Raw genomic sequence first — 17,606 nt, 5'->3', positions numbered from 1 at the left:
TGGCGGGCGTTCTCGTGATCAATATCTATGGGTCTACGACGAGGGGCGCCCGGCGGATGCCGGGCGCCCCTCGTCGTCGTCACGCGGAGGTCAGAGCTTCTCGATGACGTAGTCGATGCACTTGGTCAGCGCCTCGACGTCCGCCGGGTCGATCGCCGGGAACATGGCGACACGGAGCTGGTTGCGGCCCAGCTTGCGGTAGGGCTCGGTGTCCACGATGCCGTTGGCGCGCAGCACCTTGGCGACGGCGGAGGCGTCCACCTCGTCCGCGAAGTCGATCGTTCCGATGACCTGCGAGCGCCTGGCCGGGTCGGTGACGAACGGGGTGGCGTACTTGGAGTCGTCGGCCCAGCCGTACAGCCGGCTGGAGGAGTCCTTCGTACGGGCCGTCGACCAGTCGAGGCCGCCCTGGCCGTTGATCCACTCCAGCTGCTCGTTGAGCAGGAACAGGGTGGCCAGCGCCGGGGTGTTGTACGTCTGGTTCTTGCGGGAGTTGTCGATCGCGGTGGGCAGCGAGAAGAACTCCGGCACGTGCCGTCCGCTCGCGTGGATGCGCTCGGCGCGCTCGATCGCGGCGGGGGAGAAGACGCCGATCCACAGGCCGCCGTCGGAGGCGAAGGACTTCTGCGGGGCGAAGTAGTAGACGTCGGTCTCGGCGATGTCGACGGGGAGGCCGCCGGCGCCGCTCGTCGCGTCCACGAGGACCAGGGAGCCCTCGTCGGCGCCGGCGACCCGCTTGATCGGGGCCGCGACACCGGTGGAGGTCTCGTTGTGGGTGAACGCGTAGACGTCCACGCCCGCCTCGGCGGCCGGCTCGGGGTGCGTGCCGGGGTCGCTGCTGATCACGGTGGGCTCGGCCAGCCAGGGGGCGAGCTTCGACGCCTTCGCGAACTTCGACGAGAACTCGCCGAAGGTCAGGTGCTGCGACTTGTTCTCGATCAGGCCGTGGGTCGCGACGTCCCAGAACGCGGTGGAGCCGCCGTTGCCGAGGACGACCTCGTAGCCCTCGGGCAGCGAGAACAGCTCGCTCACGCCCTCGCGGACCTTGCCGACCAGGTTCTTGACCGGAGCCTGGCGGTGGGAGGTGCCCAGCAGTGAGGTGCCGGTGGCGGCCAGGGCGTCCAGCGCCTCTGTCCGCACCTTGGAGGGACCCGCGCCGAAACGTCCGTCAGCGGGCTTGATGTCGGAGGGAATCTGGATCTCAGCCACGACGGGAGCCTAGCCGTTTCCCGAAACCGGGGTGAAACGTCGTCCGTCGGGTGAGACGGGGGCCGGGCCGCGGGACCGGGGAGGTCCCTTCGGCCCGGCCGGGTGTCCGAGGTGTCAGTGCGCGCGCAGCCGCACCGGCAGTTCGAAGAGGTCGTTCTGGGTGACCACCGGCTTGTTGCGGAGGTCGCCGGCGGGGACCGCGAGGTCGAGGTCCGGGAAGCGCTCGTAGAGGGCGGGCAGGGCGACCCCCGCCTCCAGGCGGGAGAGCGCGGCGCCGGGGCACACGTGCGGCCCGTGGCCGAAGGAGATGTGCCGGTTCGCGGACGTGCGGGTGATGTCGAACTCGCCGGCCGTGGGCCCGTGCGCCTTCTCGTCCCGCCCGATGGCGCCGTACGACACGATCAGCGCGTCCCCGGCCGGAATGACCTTGTCCCCGACGGGGACGTCCTCCGTGGCGAAGCGGATCAGGACGTGCGAAGTGGGGGTCGAGTGCCGCAGGGTCTCCTCGACGACCGCCGACCAGTCGGCCTCGCCGGACAGGACGAGCGCGCGCTGCTCCGGGTGGGTGGAGAGGTTCACCACGGCGTTGACGATCAGCGAGATGGTCGTCTCGTGCCCCGCGGCGACCATCAGCTGCAGGGTGGAGACGATCTCCTCGTCGGTGAGGTGGTCCCCGTCCTCGGAGGCGAGGATCAGCGCGCTGGTCAGGTCGTCGCCGGGCGCCGCCCGCTTCGCCGCGACCGTCTCCGCCATCATCCCGGCCAGCTCGGTGAGCGTGGCGATGACCTCCGCCGGCGGGGTCTGCGTGGAGAAGAACTTCTCGAACAGCACCTTGAGCCGGGGCAGCTTCGCCTCGTCGATGCCCATCAGGTCGGCGACGACGTACATGGGCAGCGGGTAGGCGAAGGCGGCCTTCAGGTCGACGACGTCGTCCCCGGTGCGGGACAGCCCGTCGAGGAGACCCTCCGTCAGCTCGGCGATCCGCTCGCGCATCCGCTCCACGCGGCGGGGCGTCAGCGCCTGCGCGACGAGCGTGCGCATCCGCCGGTGGTCGGCGCCGTCCACGGTGAGCATGGAGCGGCCGGGGTTGGCGAGCCCGATCAGCGGCCAGTCCGGGGCTATCTCGCCGCGCTGCCAGGCACCCCAGACGTTGATGTCCTTCACCAGCCGGGGGTCCGTGAGCAGGGCGCGGGCCTCGGCGTGATGGGTGACGGCCCACACCGGGACGCCGCCGGGCAGCTCCACGGCGGCCAGCGGTCCCGCCGCGCGCAGCCGGGTGCTCTCGCCGTCGAGGTCGGTGACGAAGGGGTCGAGCGCGATACGCGTGGTCGCGGCGTCGGCGGGACTCGTCTGGGTGGTCATGCGGGCGTGCCTCCAAGGGCCGGGGTCGGGGTGAACCGCACAGGGAGCTCGGTGAGCCCGCGCAGCCAGGGCGACGGGCGGCGCGAGAGGGAGTCCGCGGGAACGGCGAGGTCGATGTCCGGCAGCCGGTCCAGGACGACCTCGATGCCGGTCCGCGCGATGACCTCGGCCACCTCCTGGGCCGGGAACGGGCACCGGTGCTCGCCGTGGCCGAAGGAGAAGTGGGCGTTGTTGCCGCCGGTCAGGGCGGAGCCGTCGGTGCGGACCTGCGGGTCGGAGTTGGCCCCTTGGAGACCGAGCAGCAGCAGGTCGCCGGCCCGGACGCGGCGGCCGCCGAGCTGGGTGTCGCGGGCCGCCCAGCGGCCCGCCACGTTCTGGGTGGGGGTGTCCTCCCACAGGACCTCGTTCATGGCCTCGGCGACGCTGTTGCGCCCGCCGAACAGCGAGGCCGCGAAGCGCGCGTCCGTCAGCATCAGGCGCAGCGAGTTGCCGATCCAGTCCGCGGTCGGCTGGTGGCCGGCGGCCATCATGACCATCAGGTCCTGCATGATCTCCTCGTCCGTGAACCCGGATGGGTCCGCGAGCATGCGGGAGACCACGTCGTGCGCGGGCTCGGCCTTGCGCTCGGCGAGCAGCCGGGCCATGGAGGAGGCGAGGTGCTGCTGGCCCGCCAGCGCCCCCTCGCGCCCGTTGATCATGTCGTTCAGGGCGGTGACCAGGCCCGGCCCCTCCGCGTCGGAGAAGCCGTACAGCCGGGCCAGCACGCGGACGGGCAGCAGCGCGGCGTAGTCCGCGACGATGTCCGTCTCGCCCTTGGCGCAGACCGCGTCGATCAGCTCGTCGGCGAACTTCTCGGCGTGGCCGCGCAGTTCGAAGGGGTCGACGCCTTCGAGGGCGTTGCTGATCATCGCCGCGCGTTCGCGGTGGCGCTCGCCGACGGTGTAGAGGATCGAGGGCTGCTTGCGGCCGATCATCGGCAGCAGCGGCCAGTCGTCGGGGATGCGGTCCCACTGGTTCCACAGCTCCGAGTCGCGGCTGAACAGCGCCGGGTCGCCGGTGACCTGGTGCAGCTCCCGGTAGCCGAGGACCAGCCAGGCCGGGATGTCGCCGTCCAGGACCACGGGCGTCACGGCGCCGTGTTCGCGGCGCATCTCCCGGTACAGCGCCGCGGGATCGGTCTGGAACCTGGGCCCGCTCAGGGGCACGGGGGCGGAGGTCACAGGGCCAACTCCGGGGAAGGGAAGGCGTCGCCGGACGCTGCGGTGGCGGTGCCGCCGCCGGCCGGCCGGGCCGCGTACAGGGTCTGGATGTGCTCGACGAGGGTGATCAGCACCTGCTTGCTGGACGCCCGGGAGCGGGCGTCGCAGTCCAGCAGGGGAACGTGCGGGTCGAGGTCGAGGGCCTCGCGGATCTGGCCCGGGGTGTGGGCGGGCCCGCCGAAGTCGTTGCAGGCGACGATGAACGGCGTGCCGTGGTGCTCCAGGCGGTCGATGGCGTACCAGGAGTCGTCGATGCGGCGGGTGTCGACGAGGACGACGGCGCCGAGGGTGCCGGAGAACAGCCGGTCCCAGAGGAACCAGAACCGCTCCTGCCCCGGCGCGCCGAAGAGGTAGAGGACGTTGTGCTCGTCCAGGGTGATCCGGCCGAAGTCGAACGCGACGGTGGTGGCGGTCTTGCCGCGCACCTCGCTGATGTCGTCGACGGCCTCGCCGGCCTGCGTCATCGTCTCCTCGGTGTTGAGGGGACGGATCTCGCTGACCGAGCGGACCAGGGTCGTCTTGCCGACGCCGAAGCCGCCCACGACCACGATCTTCAGGCCGTTGTCGGCGGTGGCCCCCAGGGGGGTCCGCGCGTCAGAGGTTACGGAGTCCAACGAGCACCTGCTCCAGGATGTCGGGATCGGGAAGAGCGGCCTGCTGCGGGTGGCGGGCGCTGATGCGGCCCGCGGCGAGGAGGTCGGAGAGCAGGATCCGGGTGATGCTCACCGGCAGCCGCAGTTCGGCGGCGACCTCCACGACCGCGGTGGGCCGCTCGGTCAGCCGCAGGATCGCGGCGTGCTCGGACTGCATCCCCGTGACCGGATCGCACTCGGCGACCACCAGCGTCACCAGGTCGAACGGGGTGTCGGGCCCGGACCGGGTACGCCCTCCGGTGAGGGTGTAGAGCCGGTCGGGGGCGTCGTCCCTGCCGGGGCGGCTCATGACGTACGCGGCTGCGCGCTCAGGTGTTCGCCGAGTTGCTCCACGAGTTCGCTCATGTTGTGCCCGACCAGGCCGGCGTCCGCGTCCTCGCCGGTGACGACGGCGAGGTGCGCGCCCTCGCCCGCCTCGACGATGAACAGGACGCCGCCGTAGAACTCGGCCATGGCCGAGCGCACGCCTCCGCTGCCGTCGCCGAACTCGACGGAGGCCCCGTGGGACAGGGACTGGATGCCGGCGGCGATCGCGGCGAGCTGGTCGGCCTGGTCGACGGAGAGCTCCGGCGTACGGCACAGCTTCAGGCCGTCGCGGGAGAGCACGAGTGCGTGCCGGGCTCCCGGGGTGCGCTCCAGCAGGCCCTCGATGAGCCAGGTGAGCTTCTCGTCGGCGGTGGTGGTGCCGGTCATGGAGTGGTGTCGCCTTCCGGGTGCGAGGGGGAGTGCGCGTGCGAGGGATCTGCGGGGGTCTCGGCCGACTCGGGCACGGTCTCCCGTACGGCCTCGTCGGGGGCGGTGGTGCGATCGGCCGGGGGCCGGCCCGCGTCCCCGTGGGGGGCCGGGGCGGCCTGCGCGGGGAGGCCGGTGGCCGTGCTCAGGGTGCGCCCGCCGTCCTCGGCACCGCCGTCCTGGCCGGGCACCGTGCCGCGTACGGCCTGGCGGAAGCTGCCGAAGCGGGCGACCCGGGCCCTGGTGTCGTCGGCGGAGGGGGCCTCGCGGTCGGCTCCGGCCGGGGCGCCCGCACCGCGGGCGCGGCGCTCGGCGGCCGCGAGGGTGCGGCCCCGGCGGCGCTTGGGCAGGCCGCCGGTGGCGCTCGGTCCGGCCTCCTGTCCGGCACGGGCGGGCGACTCGTGGGTCGGCAGCGGGTCCGGGTCGAGGTCGCCGGTGGCTCGGGCGGCGGCGTAGGACACCGCGGGGCGGGCCGCGGCCGGCTCGGCCGGGGCGTGCCCGGAGGCGGCCGCCGGGGCGTCCGCCCGCACCGGGGCGGCCGGTGCCTCGGGTGTGCCCGGCACGGCGGATGCGGAGATCGCGGCGGGCTCGGCCGCGGCGGGCCGCGGGGTGGCGGGCGGCGTCAGGAGTTCCTGGGGGATGAGCACCAGGACGCCGGTGCCACCGCGCGCGGACGGCCGGAAGGACACCTTGAGACCGTGCTTGCGGGCCAGCCTGCCGACCACGGCGAGTCCGAGCCGGGTGCCGGTGAGTCCGCCGAGCCCGGCGACCTCGCCGGACACCGCGTTCTCGGCGCGGCGCAGCTGGACGTCGCCCATCACCAGGCCGCTGTCCTCGACGGAGACGATGACGCCGGCCGGCACCTCTTCGACGTAGACGTGCACCTCGGCGGTCGGCGGCGAGAAGTTGGCCGCGTTGTCGAGGAGTTCGGCGAGCGCGTGCATCACGCCCTCGGCGGCGTGCCCGGATACGGCGGCCTCGCTGGCCGAGTGGACCCGGACGCGCTGGTAGCCGCTGATACGGCCCATCGCGCCGCGCAGGATCGACTCCATGACGATGGGGCGGGCCCAGCGGCGTCCGGAGCGGGCACCGGCGAGCACCGCCACGGAGTCGGCGAGACGGCCCGCCTGGGCGGTGCGGTGGTCGAGGTGCAGGAGGTCGGTGAGGACCTCCTCGTCGGAGTGCCGCTCCTCCATCGCGCGGAGGTCGGCGAGCATGCCGGTGGCCAGGGCCTGCATCCGGCCGGCCGCGTTGGCGGTGGCGGAGACGGCGGCGTCCCGGGCGCTCTCGGCCTGCCGGGCGCGCTCGGTCAGCCGGGCGTTCTCGTCGGCGAGCCGGGCGCGGTCCTCGGTGAGCCGCTGCCGCTCCCGGGCGGCCTCGTCGGTGAGCCGGGCCCGATCCTGCGCGAACTCCTCGGTGAGGCGCACCCGTTCGCGGGCCGCCTCCTCGGCGAGCCGGGCGCGGTCCTGGGCGAGCTCGCCCGCCAGGCGTCCGCGTTCGTGCGCGAACTCCTCGGCCTGCCGGGCCCGTTCCTGGAGGAGCCGGCCGGCGTCCGCCGTCACGGCGTCGAGCCGGCGCCGCAGTGCCCTGGAGGTCTGGGCGGCGCGGGTGGCCACGGCGACGGCCGCGACCAGCAGCACCGCGGCCGCGCCGGCACCCCAGGCGAGGGGTGCGCGTACGGAGCCGGGTGCCAGGGCGACCGAGCCGGCGACCGCCAGGGCGGCCAGGGCGGCGGTGAGCAGCGGAGCGGGCGCGACCGTGCGGAAGGTGGGCCGATCGCCTGGGGGGAGGGGCGCGGTCATGAATCGTGTCCTCGGTCGGGGCCTCGGTCGTGTTCTGGGCGAGAGTCATGTTTCTGCGCGGGAAGCGACACCTGATGCCCAACAGCCGGTCACTATATGAGAGTTCGTGATCGAATTGGAAAGGTTCCGTTCTCGGTCTCAGAATCCGGCCGCATTTTGCCGGAACCATGGCACGCGCGGGCGGGCTCGCGGACGCCCGCCGGCGGTGGCCGGATGCATCCTGGAGACATGACGGATCTCGGGCGGCAGGGCACGGAGGATCTCGCGGGGCGGGGCGGGCGGAGCCCCGGCGACCGGGACGCGGCGGACCGGCGGGAGCTGCGCGCCGCGCTGTCCGGGGCGGTGCGCGGCGAGGTCGCCTTCGACGCCACGGCCCGGGCGCTCACCACGATGGACGCCTCGAACTACCGCCGTGTCCCGCTCGGCGTCGTCTCCCCGCGCGACGCCGACGACGTGGCCGCCGTCCTGTCCGTGTGCCGTGCGCACGGCGTGCCGGTCGTGCCCCGCGGCGGGGGCACGTCCATCGCCGGGCAGGCGACCGGCACCGGCGTGGTCCTCGACTTCACCCGTCACATGAACCGCATCCTGTCGGTGGATCCGGTGTCGCGCACGGCGGTGGTCCAGCCGGGAGTCGTCCTGGACCGGCTCCAGGCCGCGGCGGCCCCGCACGGCCTCCGCTTCGGCCCCGACCCCTCCACCCACAGCCGGTGCACGCTCGGCGGGATGATCGGCAACAACTCGTGCGGCTCGCACTCCGTGGCCTGGGGCACGACGGCGGACAGCGTGCGCGAGCTGTCGGTGCTCACGGCGCGTGGGGACGCCCTGCGGCCCGGCCGCGACTGGGCGGGCGCCCCGGCGGGCCTGCGCACCCTGGTGGAGGGCGAACTGGCGCGGCTGCGCACGGGTTTCCCCGACCTCCCGCGCCGCATCTCCGGTTACGCGCTGGACGCCCTGCTCCCCGAGAGGGGCGCGGACGTCGCCCGCTCGCTGTGCGGGTCCGAGGGCACGCTGGCCGTGCTGACGGAGGCGGTCGTCGCCCTGGTGGAGCCCCCTCGCGCGCGTGCCCTGGCGGTCCTGGCGTACCCGGACGAGAGCGCGGCGGCGGAGGCCGCCGCGGGCCTGCTGCCGTACGGACCGCTCACCGTGGAGGGCATGGCCGCGGACCTGGTCCCTTCCGACGCGGGTCTGCCCCGGGGCGGGGCCTGGCTGTTCGTGGAGACGGGCGGCGCGGACCCGCGCGAGGCACGCGCCCGTGCCGACGCGATCGTGCGGGCCGCCGACGTCCTGGACGCCCGCGTGGTCACCGACCCGGCCGGACAGCGCGCCCTGTGGCGCATCCGCGAGGACGCGAGCGGTACCGCCACCCGGATGCCGGACGACGGTTCCGCCCCGGGCGGAGGGGAGGCCTGGCCCGGCTGGGAGGACTGCGCGGTGCCGCCCGCCCGGCTCGGCGCCTACCTGCGGGACTTCCGGGGCCTGCTCTCGGCCCACGGTCTGCGCGGCACGCCGTACGGGCACTTCGGCGACGGCTGCATCCATGTGCGCATCGACTTCGACCTGTTGACGCCCGCCGGGGTGGGCCGCTTCCGGCGCTTCTCCGAGGAGCTGGCCGAGCTGGTCGTGTCGCACGGCGGCTCGCTCTCGGGCGAGCACGGGGACGGGCAGGCGCGCGCGGAGATGCTGCCGAGGATGTACGGCGACGAGATGGTCGCGCTGTTCGAGCGGGCGAAGACCGTCTGGGACCCGGACGGTCTGCTCAACCCGGGGATGCTGGTGCGGCCCCGCCCGCTGGACTCGGACCTGCGCTTCGCGGTGCTGCCGCGCGAGCCGGTGGACGTGGTGTTCGGCTATCCGGCGGACGGCGGAGACTTCTCGGCGGCCGTACGGCGCTGCGTGGGCGTGGCCAAGTGCCGCACGCCCGAGCCCGGTCCGGGGGTGATGTGCCCGTCGTACCGGGTGACCGGGGAGGAGGAGCACTCCACGCGGGGCCGGGCGCGGCTGCTGCACGAGATGCTGGCGGGCGAGATCGTGACGGACGGCTGGCGCTCGACGGAGGTCAGGGACGCGCTGGACCTGTGCCTGTCCTGCAAGGGATGCCGCACGGACTGCCCGGTCGGGGTCGACATGGCCACCTACAAGGCCGAGTTCCTCCACCACCACTACGCGGGGCGCCGGCGGCCCGCAGCGCACTACGCGATGGGGTGGCTTCCGGTCTGGCTGGAACTCGTCGCCCGGACCCGCTCGGCCCGGCTCGTCAACTCCCTCGCTGGCGTAGGGCCGTTGGCGGCTCTCGGCAAGCGGCTCGGCGGTGTCGCGCCCGAGCGGGGGCTGCCGAGGGTGGCCGTGGAGCCGTTCGGCCGGTGGTGGTCGCGGCGGGTGCGGCGCTCGCTGCGGGAGCCGCGGCGCGGCGCTCGCGGCCCCTTCCCCGCAGCGGGGCGGGACACCGTGGTGCTGTGGCCGGACACCTTCACCGAGCACCTGTCGCCTTCCGTGGGCCGGTCCGCCGTACGCGTCCTGGAGGCGGCCGGACTGACCGTCCTGCTGCCGCCCCGCACCCGCCCCCGTCCGGCACCGGTCGGGGACGGGGTGACGCGGGGCCCGGTCCGACCCGGCGTCCTCGCGGGGCGCCGCGGAGGACGCGTCTGCTGCGGTCTCACGTACCTCTCCACCGGCCAGCTGGACCGGGCCCGCGCGGTGCTGCGCCGCACCCTGGACCTGATGGAGCCGGTCCTGGACGCCGGTCTGCCGGTGGTGGTCCTGGAACCGAGCTGCGCCGCCGCCCTGCGCACCGACCTCCCGGAACTCCTGCACGACGACCCGCGGGCGGCCCGGCTGGCCGCCTCGGTGGTCACGTTCGCGCAGGCACTGGAGCGCCACGCGCCGCACTGGACCCCGCCCCGCGTGGACCGCCCTGCCGTCGGTCAGACCCACTGCCACCAGCACGCCGTCCTCGGTGACGCGGCGGAGCGGCGGCTGCGCGAGGCGGCGGGCCTGACCGGCTCCCTCGCGGGCGGCTGCTGCGGCCTGGCCGGCAATTTCGGTTTCGAGCGGGGCCACTACGAGGTGTCGGCGGGGTGTGCGGAGGAGCAGCTGCTGCCCGCGGTGCGATCGGCCCCCGGGGACGCGGTGGTCCTCGCGGACGGCTTCTCCTGCCGTACGCAGCTGGAGCAGCTGGCGGGGCGCGAGGGGCGGCATCTGGCGGAGGTGCTGGCGCAGGCACTGCGGGAGGAGCGCTGAGCGGCGGCCCCCGGAGGTGGGGCACCGCGACAGGTCGTAAGCTGCAAAAGGGGTTCACAACCCTGACGTGGTCCACTATTGTGGACTTCAGAGTGCAGCGAGATAGACGAACACCCTCAAGCTTTGGACGGCCCCCGTGACACTCCCCAGCGCCGACCGGTCCCCCGCGGTCGCCGCCGCCGCGACCGCGAGCGAACCGTCGCTCGCCGCGGCGGCCGGGTCCGCGACCGAGACGGGCCGCCGGGGCTGGGGTGCCCTCGGTCCGGTGGGGCTGGTCCTCGCCGGGGGCATCTCGGTGCAGTTCGGCGGAGCCCTCGCGGTCGGCCTCATGCCGCGCGTCGGAGCGCTCGGCGTCGTGACCCTGCGGCTCGTCGTGGCCGCGATCGTGCTGCTCGCGGTGTGCCGGCCCGGCCTACGCGGTCACTCCCGGGCCGACTGGGGCACGGTCGTCGTCTTCGGCGCCACCATGGCCGCGATGAACGGGCTCTTCTACCAGTCGATCGCCCGCATCCCGCTCGGCCCCGCCGTCACCCTGGAGGTGCTCGGCCCGCTCGCCCTCTCCGTGTTCGCGTCCCGCCGCGCGGTGAATCTCCTGTGGGCCGGTCTCGCCCTCGCCGGCGTCTTCCTGCTCGGCGGCGGCGGCTTCAGCAGCCTCGACCCGGCGGGAGCCGCCTTCGCCCTCGGCGCGGGCGCCATGTGGGCCGCGTACATCGTCTTCAGCGCGCGCACCGGACGCCGCTTCCCGCAGGCCGACGGGCTGGCGCTCGCCATGGTGGTGGCCGCCGTCCTCTTCCTGCCGCTCGGCATCGCCGAGTCCGGCTCCCGGCTGCTGGTGCCGACCACCGTCGCCCTCGGCGCGGCCGTCGCCGTCCTGTCCTCCGTCCTGCCCTACACCCTCGAACTGCTCGCGCTGCGCCGGCTGCCCGCCTCCACCTTCGCGATCCTGATGAGTCTCGAACCGGCGATCGCGGCCACCGCCGGCTTCCTCGTCCTGGACCAGGCGCTCTCCGCCTTCGAGGCCCTCGCCATCGCCCTGGTCATCGCCGCGAGCATGGGCGCCGTACGGACCCAGATCGGCCGCGGCGCGGCCAAGGGTCCGGGGTCCTGACCGCCACAGCCCCACGCCGCCGACGCCGGAAGTCCGGCCGCCCGCCGCCGCCCGCCCCCGCCACGGAGGCGGGCGGCGGCGCGCTGTCGTGCCCGCGCCGACCCGCTCGCGCCCCCAGGTTCCCGTCGGCCCGCTCGGGTCCCGATGAATTCATGCAAGCACGCTTGATTGTTTCTGGCGGCGCTGCCATGCTCCCTGCACGCCGTCGTCCCCGAGGGGAGCGCAACCGTGTCCGATCCGTCGTCCGTGATCGACGATCTGTGCCGGGAGAGTGAGGAACTCGACCGGCTGGTGGGGGAGTTGGACGAGGGGCAGTGGGCTCGGGCCACTCCCGCCGCCGGCTGGAGCGTGGCCCATCAGATCGCGCACCTCGCCTGGACGGACCACTCGGCCCTGCTCGCCGTGACCGACGCCGCGGCCTTCGCGGCGGAGGTGGAGAAGGCACTGGCGGCGCCCGACACCTTCGTGGACGCGGGCGCCGACACGGGGGCCGCGCTGCCGCCCGCCCGCCTGCTCGCCGAGTGGCGGCAGGGGCGCGCGGCGCTCGACAAGGCCCTGCGGGCCGCGCCCGCCGGGACCCGCTTCCCCTGGTACGGACCGCCCATGTCGGTCGCGTCCATGGCCACCGGACGCCTCATGGAGACCTGGGCGCACGGGCAGGACGTCGCCGACGCGCTGGGCGTGGTCCGCGCCCCCACGGACCGGCTGCGCCACGTGGTCCGGATCGGCGTCCGGGCACGCGACTTCGCGTTCGGCGCGCACGGACTGCGGGCGCCGGAGGAGGAGTTCCGGGTGGAGGTGGCCGCGCCGTCCGGGGACCTGTGGACGTACGGGCCGCCGGACGCCGCCCAGCGGGTCACCGGACCCGCCCTCGACTTCTGCCTGCTGGTCACGCAGCGGGCCCACCGCGCCGACCTCGCCGTCCGGGCCGAGGGTGCGGACGCCGACCGGTGGCTCGACATCGCGCAGGCCTTCGCGGGCCCGCCGGGCACCGGACGGCCCCGGCGGGACGGCGCCCGGTGACGGCGGCCCCGGCCGCACCGCTGCGGATCGGCAACGCCTCCGGCTTCTACGGCGACCGCTTCGACGCCGTGCGCGAGATGCTCACCGGCGGCCCCCTCGACGTGCTGACCGGCGACTACCTGGCCGAACTGACCATGCTCATCCTGGGCCGGGACCGCCTGCGCGACCCCTCGCGGGGCTACGCGAAGACCTTTCTGCGGCAACTGGAGGAGTGCCTCGGGCTGGCTCACGAACGCGGGGTCCGGATCGTCTCCAACGCCGGCGGCCTGAACCCCGCCGGACTCGCCGGGGCGGTCCGGGAACTGGCCGCACGGCTCGGCATCCCGGTCCGGGTGGCCCACGTGGAGGGCGACGACCTCGCCGCGAGCCACCCGGCGAGCCTCGCCGCGCACGCCTACCTCGGCGGCGGCGGCATCGCCGCCTGCCTGCGCGAGGGCGCCGACGTCGTGGTCACCGGCCGGGTGACCGACGCGGCGCTCGTCACCGGGCCCGCGGTCGCGCACTTCGGCTGGGGGCCGCAGGAGTACGACCGGCTCGCGGGCGCCGTCGTCGCCGGGCACGTCCTGGAGTGCGGCACCCAGGCGACCGGCGGCAACTACGCGTTCTTCACCGAGCACGACCCGGGCCGGCTCCGCCACCCCGGCTTCCCGCTCGCCGAACTCCACGCCGACGGCAGCGCCGTCATCACCAAGCACGACGGGACCGGCGGCGTCGTGGACGTCGGCACCGTCACGGCGCAGCTGCTGTACGAGACCTCCGGCGCCCGGTACGCCGGTCCCGACGTCACCGCCCGCCTCGACACCGTCCGGCTGACCCGGGACGGCGAGGACCGGGTGCGGATCGACGGCGTGCGCGGAGAGGCCCCGCCGCCCACCCTCAAGGTCGGACTCAACCGCCTCGGCGGCTTCCGCAACGAGATCGTCTTCGTGCTGACCGGCCTCGACATCGAGCGGAAGGCGGAGCTCGTGCGGGACCAGATGGAGGCCGCGTTCGACGCCGCCAAGTCCCGCCCCGCCGAGGTGCGCTGGGACCTGGCGCGCACCGACCGCCCCGACGCGCCCACCGAGGAGACGGCGAGCGCCCTGCTCAGGCTCGTCGTGCGGGACGCGGACCAGGACGCGGTGGGGCGGACGCTCAGTGGGGCGGCCGTGGAGCTGGCACTGGCGAGCTACCCCGGGTTCCATGTGGTGGCGCCCCCCGGAAAGGGCGCGCCCTATGGCGTCTTCGAGGATGTGTACGTCACCCACGGCGCCGTGGACCATGTGGCCGTCCTCCACGACGGACGCCGGATCCCCGTGGCGCCGCCCGGGGACACCCGCGCCCTGGAGGCACCGCCCGCCCCGCCCCTGCCCGAGCCGCCCCCCGCCGGTGCCCCGGGCCGCCGCGCCCCGCTCGGCCTCGTGGCGGGCGCCCGCAGCGGCGACAAGGGCGGGAACGCCAACGTCGGGGTGTGGGCGCGTTCCGACGAGGCCTGGCCGTGGCTCGTCCACACCCTCACGGCCGACCTGTTCCGCGCACTCCTGCCGGAGACGGCGCCCTTGACCGTCGTCCGCCATGTGCTGCCGAATCTGCGCGCGCTCAACTTCGTCGTCGAGGGGATTCTCGGCGAGGGCGTCGCCTCGCAGGCCCGCTTCGACCCGCAGGCCAAGGGCCTCGGCGAGTGGCTGCGCGCCCGCCACCTGGACATACCGGAGGCCCTGCTGTGACGGTCGTTCCGTCCGCCCTGGACATCAACAGCCCCGAGCACCGGGCGAACCGCGAGGCCATGCTGGCCCGGCTCGCCGAACTGGACGCCGAGCACGCCAAGGCCCTCGCGGGCGGCGGCGAGAAGTACGTGGCCCGGCACAGGAAGCGCGGCAAGCTGCTCGCGCGCGAGCGCATCGAACTGCTCCTCGACCCCGACACCCCCTTCCTGGAGCTGTCGCCGCTGGCCGCCTGGGGCAGCGACTACGCGGTGGGCGCCTCCCTGGTGACCGGCATCGGGGTCGTCGAGGGCGTGGAGTGCCTGATCACCGCGAACGACCCGACGGTGCGCGGCGGGGCCAGCAACCCGTGGAGCCTGAAGAAGGCGCTGCGGGCCAACGACATCGCCCTCGCCAACCGCCTTCCCTGCATCAGCCTCGTGGAGTCGGGCGGTGCCGACCTGCCGTCGCAGAAGGAGATCTTCATCCCCGGGGGCGCCATCTTCCGCGACCTCACCCGGCTCTCCGCGGCCGGCATCCCGACCGTCGCGGTCGTCTTCGGCAACTCCACGGCCGGCGGCGCGTACGTCCCCGGGATGTCCGACCACGTGATCATGGTCAAGGAGCGGGCGAAGGTCTTCCTCGGCGGGCCGCCGCTGGTGAAGATGGCCACCGGCGAGGAGAGCGACGACGAATCGCTCGGGGGCGCCGAGATGCACGCGCGCGTGTCCGGCCTCGCGGACCACTTCGCCGTCGACGAGCGGGACGCGCTGCGGCAGGCCCGGCGGGTGGTCGCCCGGCTCAACCACCGCAAGGCGTACGCCGATCCGGGAGCGGCCGAGCCGCCGAAGTACGACGCGGACGAGCTCCTCGGCATCGTCCCCGGCGACCTCAAGCAGCCCTTCGATCCGCGGGAGGTCATCGCCCGCATCGTCGACGGCTCCGACTTCGACGAGTTCAAGCCCCTCTACGGGACCAGCCTCACCACCGGCTGGGCGCGCCTGCACGGCTATCCCGTCGGGGTGCTGGCCAACGCCCAGGGCGTGCTCTTCAGCGCCGAGTCCCAGAAGGCCGCCCAGTTCATCCAGCTCGCCAACCAGCGCGACATCCCGCTGCTGTTCCTGCACAACACCACCGGCTACATGGTCGGCAGGGAGTACGAGCAGGGCGGCATCATCAAGCACGGCGCGATGATGATCAACGCGGTCTCCAACAGCCGGGTCCCGCACCTGTCGGTCCTCATGGGCGCGTCCTACGGGGCCGGCCATTACGGCATGTGCGGCCGGGCGTACGACCCGCGCTTCCTGTTCGCCTGGCCCAGCGCCAAGTCCGCCGTCATGGGCCCCCAGCAGCTCGCCGGCGTCCTGTCGATCGTCGCCCGGCAGTCGGCGGCGGCCAAGGGTCAGCCGTACGACGACGAGGCAGACGCGGCGCTGCGCGCCATGGTGGAGCAGCAGATCGAGTCGGAGTCCCTGCCGATGTTCCTGTCCGGGCGGCTGTACGACGACGGGGTCATCGACCCGCGCGACACCCGCACCGTGCTCGGTCTGTGCCTGTCCGCGATCCACACGGCGCCCTTCGAGGGCGCGCGCGGTGGCTTCGGCGTCTTCCGGATGTGACGGCCATGACGGATGTGAGGTCCCCCCGAGTGATCACTTCAGTCCTCGTCGCCAACCGCGGCGAGATCGCCTGCCGTGTCTTCCGCACCTGCCGCGAGCTGGGCATCCGGACCGTGGCGGTGCACTCCGACGCCGACGAACATGCTCTGCACACCCGCATCGCGGACCTGGCGGTGCGGTTGCCGGGTGCGGCGCCCGCGGACACCTATCTGCGCGGTGAGCTGATCGTGAAGGCCGCGCTGGACGCCGGCGCGGACGCCGTGCACCCCGGATACGGCTTCCTCTCCGAGAACGCGGACTTCGCGCGGGCCGTGACCGACGCGGGCCTGGTGTGGATCGGCCCGCCGCCCGAGGCGATCGAGGCGATGGCGTCCAAGACGCGGGCCAAGAAGCTCATGGGGCTCGGCACCCTGGAGCAGGTCACCGAGGAGGACCTGCCGGTCCTGGTCAAGGCGGCGGCGGGCGGCGGCGGCCGCGGCATGCGTGTCGTACGCGAACTCGCCGACCTTGAAGCCGAGTTGACCGCGGCGCGGGCCGAGGCGCTGAGCGCCTTCGGGGACGGCGAAGTGTTCGTCGAGCCGTACCTGGAGGGCGGCCGGCACGTCGAGGTGCAGATCCTGGCCGACACCCACGGCACGGTGTGGGCGCTGGGCACCCGGGACTGCTCGCTGCAGCGGCGCCATCAGAAGGTGATCGAGGAGGCGCCGGCGCCCGGGCTGACACCGGAACTCGGTGCGGAGCTGGCGGCTTCGGCGGTGCGGGCCGCCCGCGCGGTCGACTACACCGGCGCCGGCACGGTCGAGTTCCTGGTCGCCGGCGGCCGGGCCCACTTCCTGGAGATGAACACCCGCCTCCAGGTCGAACACCCGGTCACCGAGGCGGTCTTCGGCATCGACCTCGTGGCGCTGCAGATCCGGGTCGCGGAGGGCGCGGCCCTGGACGCGGACCCGCCCCGCGCCCACGGGCACGCCGTCGAGGCCCGCCTCTACGCCGAGGACCCGGCCCGCGACTGGGCCCCGCAGACCGGTGTCCTGCACCGCCTCGCCGTCCCGGACGGCATCCGTCTGGACACCGGCTACTCCGACGGCGACCTGATCGGCATCCACTACGACCCGATGCTCGCCAAGGCGGTCGCCCACGCCCCCACCCGCGCGGAGGCCGTCCGCAAGCTCGCCGGCGCCCTGGCGGCGGCGGACGTCCACGGCCCGGTCACCAACCGGGACCTCCTCGTACGGTCCCTGCGGCACCCGGAGTTCACCGGGGGCCGGATGGACACCGGGTTCTACGCACGGCACCTGGCCGGTCTCGTCACGCCGGCCCCGGACCCGTACGCACCGCTCGCCGCCGCACTCGCGGACGCCCACGGGCGCTCCCGCTTCGGCGGCTGGCGCAATCTCCCCTCCCGGCCGCACACCAAGCGGTACCTGATGGACGGCACCGAGCACGAGGTCCGCTACCACCACACCCGCGACGGCCTGGCCGCCGAGGGCGTCCGCGTCGTCCACGCCGACGCCCGGCTCGTCGTCCTGGAGATCGACGGCGTACGAAGGAAGTTCGACGTCAGCCGGTACGGCGACCGGATTCATGTCGGCGCCGCCACCCTGACCGCGCTGCCCCGCTTCCCCGACCCGGTCGCGGACCGCACCCCCGGTTCCCTGCTGGCGCCGATGCCCGGGACCGTCGTCCGGGTGGCCGAGGGCCTGGCCCCGGGAGCCGCCGTGGAGGCCGGACAGCCCCTGCTGTGGCTGGAGGCGATGAAGATGGAACACCGGATCACCGCCCCGGCGGCGGGCACGCTCTCCGACCTGTGCGTCGCCCCCGGCGAGCAGGTGACGGTGGGTTCGCTGCTGGCGGTGGTCCGGCCGGCCGAGGGCACGGAGCCGCACGGAACACGCGGCCCCACCGCGTGAGTTCGACCCG

The 17,606-nt window shown here is 74.4% G+C and carries 13 protein-coding genes; 6 read left to right on the top strand and 7 right to left on the bottom strand.

The features are described 5' to 3' along the window. Nucleotides 1-90 precede the first annotated feature (90 nt). From serC to ACZ4NT_RS31395, 7 genes are all read right to left on the bottom strand, one after another. Nucleotides 91-1,209: a phosphoserine transaminase gene (gene serC / locus ACZ4NT_RS31425; RefSeq protein ID WP_121402276.1), complete on the bottom strand. Its 1,119-nt coding sequence runs from the start codon at nucleotides 1,207-1,209 to the stop codon at nucleotides 91-93. Between the two features lie 114 nt (nucleotides 1,210-1,323). Further along, nucleotides 1,324-2,571, bottom strand: coding sequence for a cytochrome P450 family protein (locus ACZ4NT_RS31420; protein ID WP_467728501.1), 1,248 nt, complete (start codon nucleotides 2,569-2,571; stop codon nucleotides 1,324-1,326). After that, entirely contained in the window at nucleotides 2,568-3,791 is a 1,224-nt protein-coding gene (locus tag ACZ4NT_RS31415; protein WP_121402278.1) for a cytochrome P450, read from the bottom strand. Before ACZ4NT_RS31415 ends, ACZ4NT_RS31420 begins: the two co-directional genes overlap by 4 nt. After that, nucleotides 3,788-4,444, bottom strand: a complete 657-nt coding sequence (locus tag ACZ4NT_RS31410) for an ATP/GTP-binding protein (protein ID WP_121402279.1) — start codon at nucleotides 4,442-4,444, stop codon at nucleotides 3,788-3,790. Before ACZ4NT_RS31410 ends, ACZ4NT_RS31415 begins: the two co-directional genes overlap by 4 nt. Continuing rightward, on the bottom strand, nucleotides 4,425-4,772 hold the full coding sequence (locus ACZ4NT_RS31405; protein WP_121402280.1) for a DUF742 domain-containing protein: 348 nt from the start codon (nucleotides 4,770-4,772) through the stop codon (nucleotides 4,425-4,427). Before ACZ4NT_RS31405 ends, ACZ4NT_RS31410 begins: the two co-directional genes overlap by 20 nt. After that, nucleotides 4,769-5,176, bottom strand: coding sequence for a roadblock/LC7 domain-containing protein (locus ACZ4NT_RS31400; protein ID WP_121402281.1), 408 nt, complete (start codon nucleotides 5,174-5,176; stop codon nucleotides 4,769-4,771). The genes ACZ4NT_RS31405 and ACZ4NT_RS31400 overlap by 4 nt, the downstream gene beginning before the upstream one ends. Continuing rightward, nucleotides 5,173-7,017 carry a sensor histidine kinase gene (locus ACZ4NT_RS31395; protein ID WP_467728500.1) on the bottom strand — a complete coding sequence of 615 codons (1,845 nt, stop codon included), beginning with the start codon at nucleotides 7,015-7,017 and terminating at the stop codon, nucleotides 5,173-5,175. Before ACZ4NT_RS31395 ends, ACZ4NT_RS31400 begins: the two co-directional genes overlap by 4 nt. Nucleotides 7,018-7,245: 228 nt before the next feature. Here ACZ4NT_RS31395 and ACZ4NT_RS31390 point away from each other — a divergent pair, with 228 nt between their 5' ends. From ACZ4NT_RS31390 to ACZ4NT_RS31365, 6 genes are all read left to right on the top strand, one after another. Next, nucleotides 7,246-10,254, top strand: coding sequence for an FAD-binding and (Fe-S)-binding domain-containing protein (locus ACZ4NT_RS31390; RefSeq protein WP_467728499.1), 3,009 nt, complete (start codon nucleotides 7,246-7,248; stop codon nucleotides 10,252-10,254). Between the two features lie 136 nt (nucleotides 10,255-10,390). Beyond that, complete coding sequence (locus ACZ4NT_RS31385; RefSeq protein WP_121402284.1) at nucleotides 10,391-11,362, top strand: EamA family transporter; 972 nt, start codon at nucleotides 10,391-10,393, stop codon at nucleotides 11,360-11,362. A gap of 228 nt (nucleotides 11,363-11,590) precedes the next feature. Further along, nucleotides 11,591-12,385 carry a TIGR03084 family metal-binding protein gene (locus tag ACZ4NT_RS31380; protein ID WP_121402285.1) on the top strand — a complete coding sequence of 265 codons (795 nt, stop codon included), beginning with the start codon at nucleotides 11,591-11,593 and terminating at the stop codon, nucleotides 12,383-12,385. Beyond that, nucleotides 12,382-14,091 carry an acyclic terpene utilization AtuA family protein gene (locus ACZ4NT_RS31375; protein ID WP_467728498.1) on the top strand — a complete coding sequence of 570 codons (1,710 nt, stop codon included), beginning with the start codon at nucleotides 12,382-12,384 and terminating at the stop codon, nucleotides 14,089-14,091. Before ACZ4NT_RS31380 ends, ACZ4NT_RS31375 begins: the two co-directional genes overlap by 4 nt. Then, complete coding sequence (locus ACZ4NT_RS31370; RefSeq protein WP_121402286.1) at nucleotides 14,088-15,686, top strand: carboxyl transferase domain-containing protein; 1,599 nt, start codon at nucleotides 14,088-14,090, stop codon at nucleotides 15,684-15,686. Before ACZ4NT_RS31375 ends, ACZ4NT_RS31370 begins: the two co-directional genes overlap by 4 nt. Before the next feature lie 29 nt (nucleotides 15,687-15,715). Then, nucleotides 15,716-17,596 carry an acetyl/propionyl/methylcrotonyl-CoA carboxylase subunit alpha gene (locus ACZ4NT_RS31365; RefSeq protein ID WP_467728497.1) on the top strand — a complete coding sequence of 627 codons (1,881 nt, stop codon included), beginning with the start codon at nucleotides 15,716-15,718 and terminating at the stop codon, nucleotides 17,594-17,596. The last annotated feature ends 10 nt before the right edge of the window (nucleotides 17,597-17,606 follow it).

This window comes from Streptomyces sp. NPDC026417 (assembly GCF_055567695.1).
Note: the sequence above shows the minus strand (reverse complement) of the source record. Positions and strands in the feature narration are given on the sequence as shown.

Coding starts and splice junctions, on each gene's coding strand:
- ACZ4NT_RS31400 (WP_121402281.1), bottom strand. CDS start 5,176: ATGACCGGCACCACCACCGCCGACGAGAAGCTCACCTGGCTCATCGAG.
- ACZ4NT_RS31420 (WP_467728501.1), bottom strand. CDS start 2,571: ATGACCACCCAGACGAGTCCCGCCGACGCCGCGACCACGCGTATCGCG.
- ACZ4NT_RS31405 (WP_121402280.1), bottom strand. CDS start 4,772: ATGAGCCGCCCCGGCAGGGACGACGCCCCCGACCGGCTCTACACCCTC.
- ACZ4NT_RS31390 (WP_467728499.1), top strand. CDS start 7,246: ATGACGGATCTCGGGCGGCAGGGCACGGAGGATCTCGCGGGGCGGGGC.
- ACZ4NT_RS31395 (WP_467728500.1), bottom strand. CDS start 7,017: ATGACCGCGCCCCTCCCCCCAGGCGATCGGCCCACCTTCCGCACGGTC.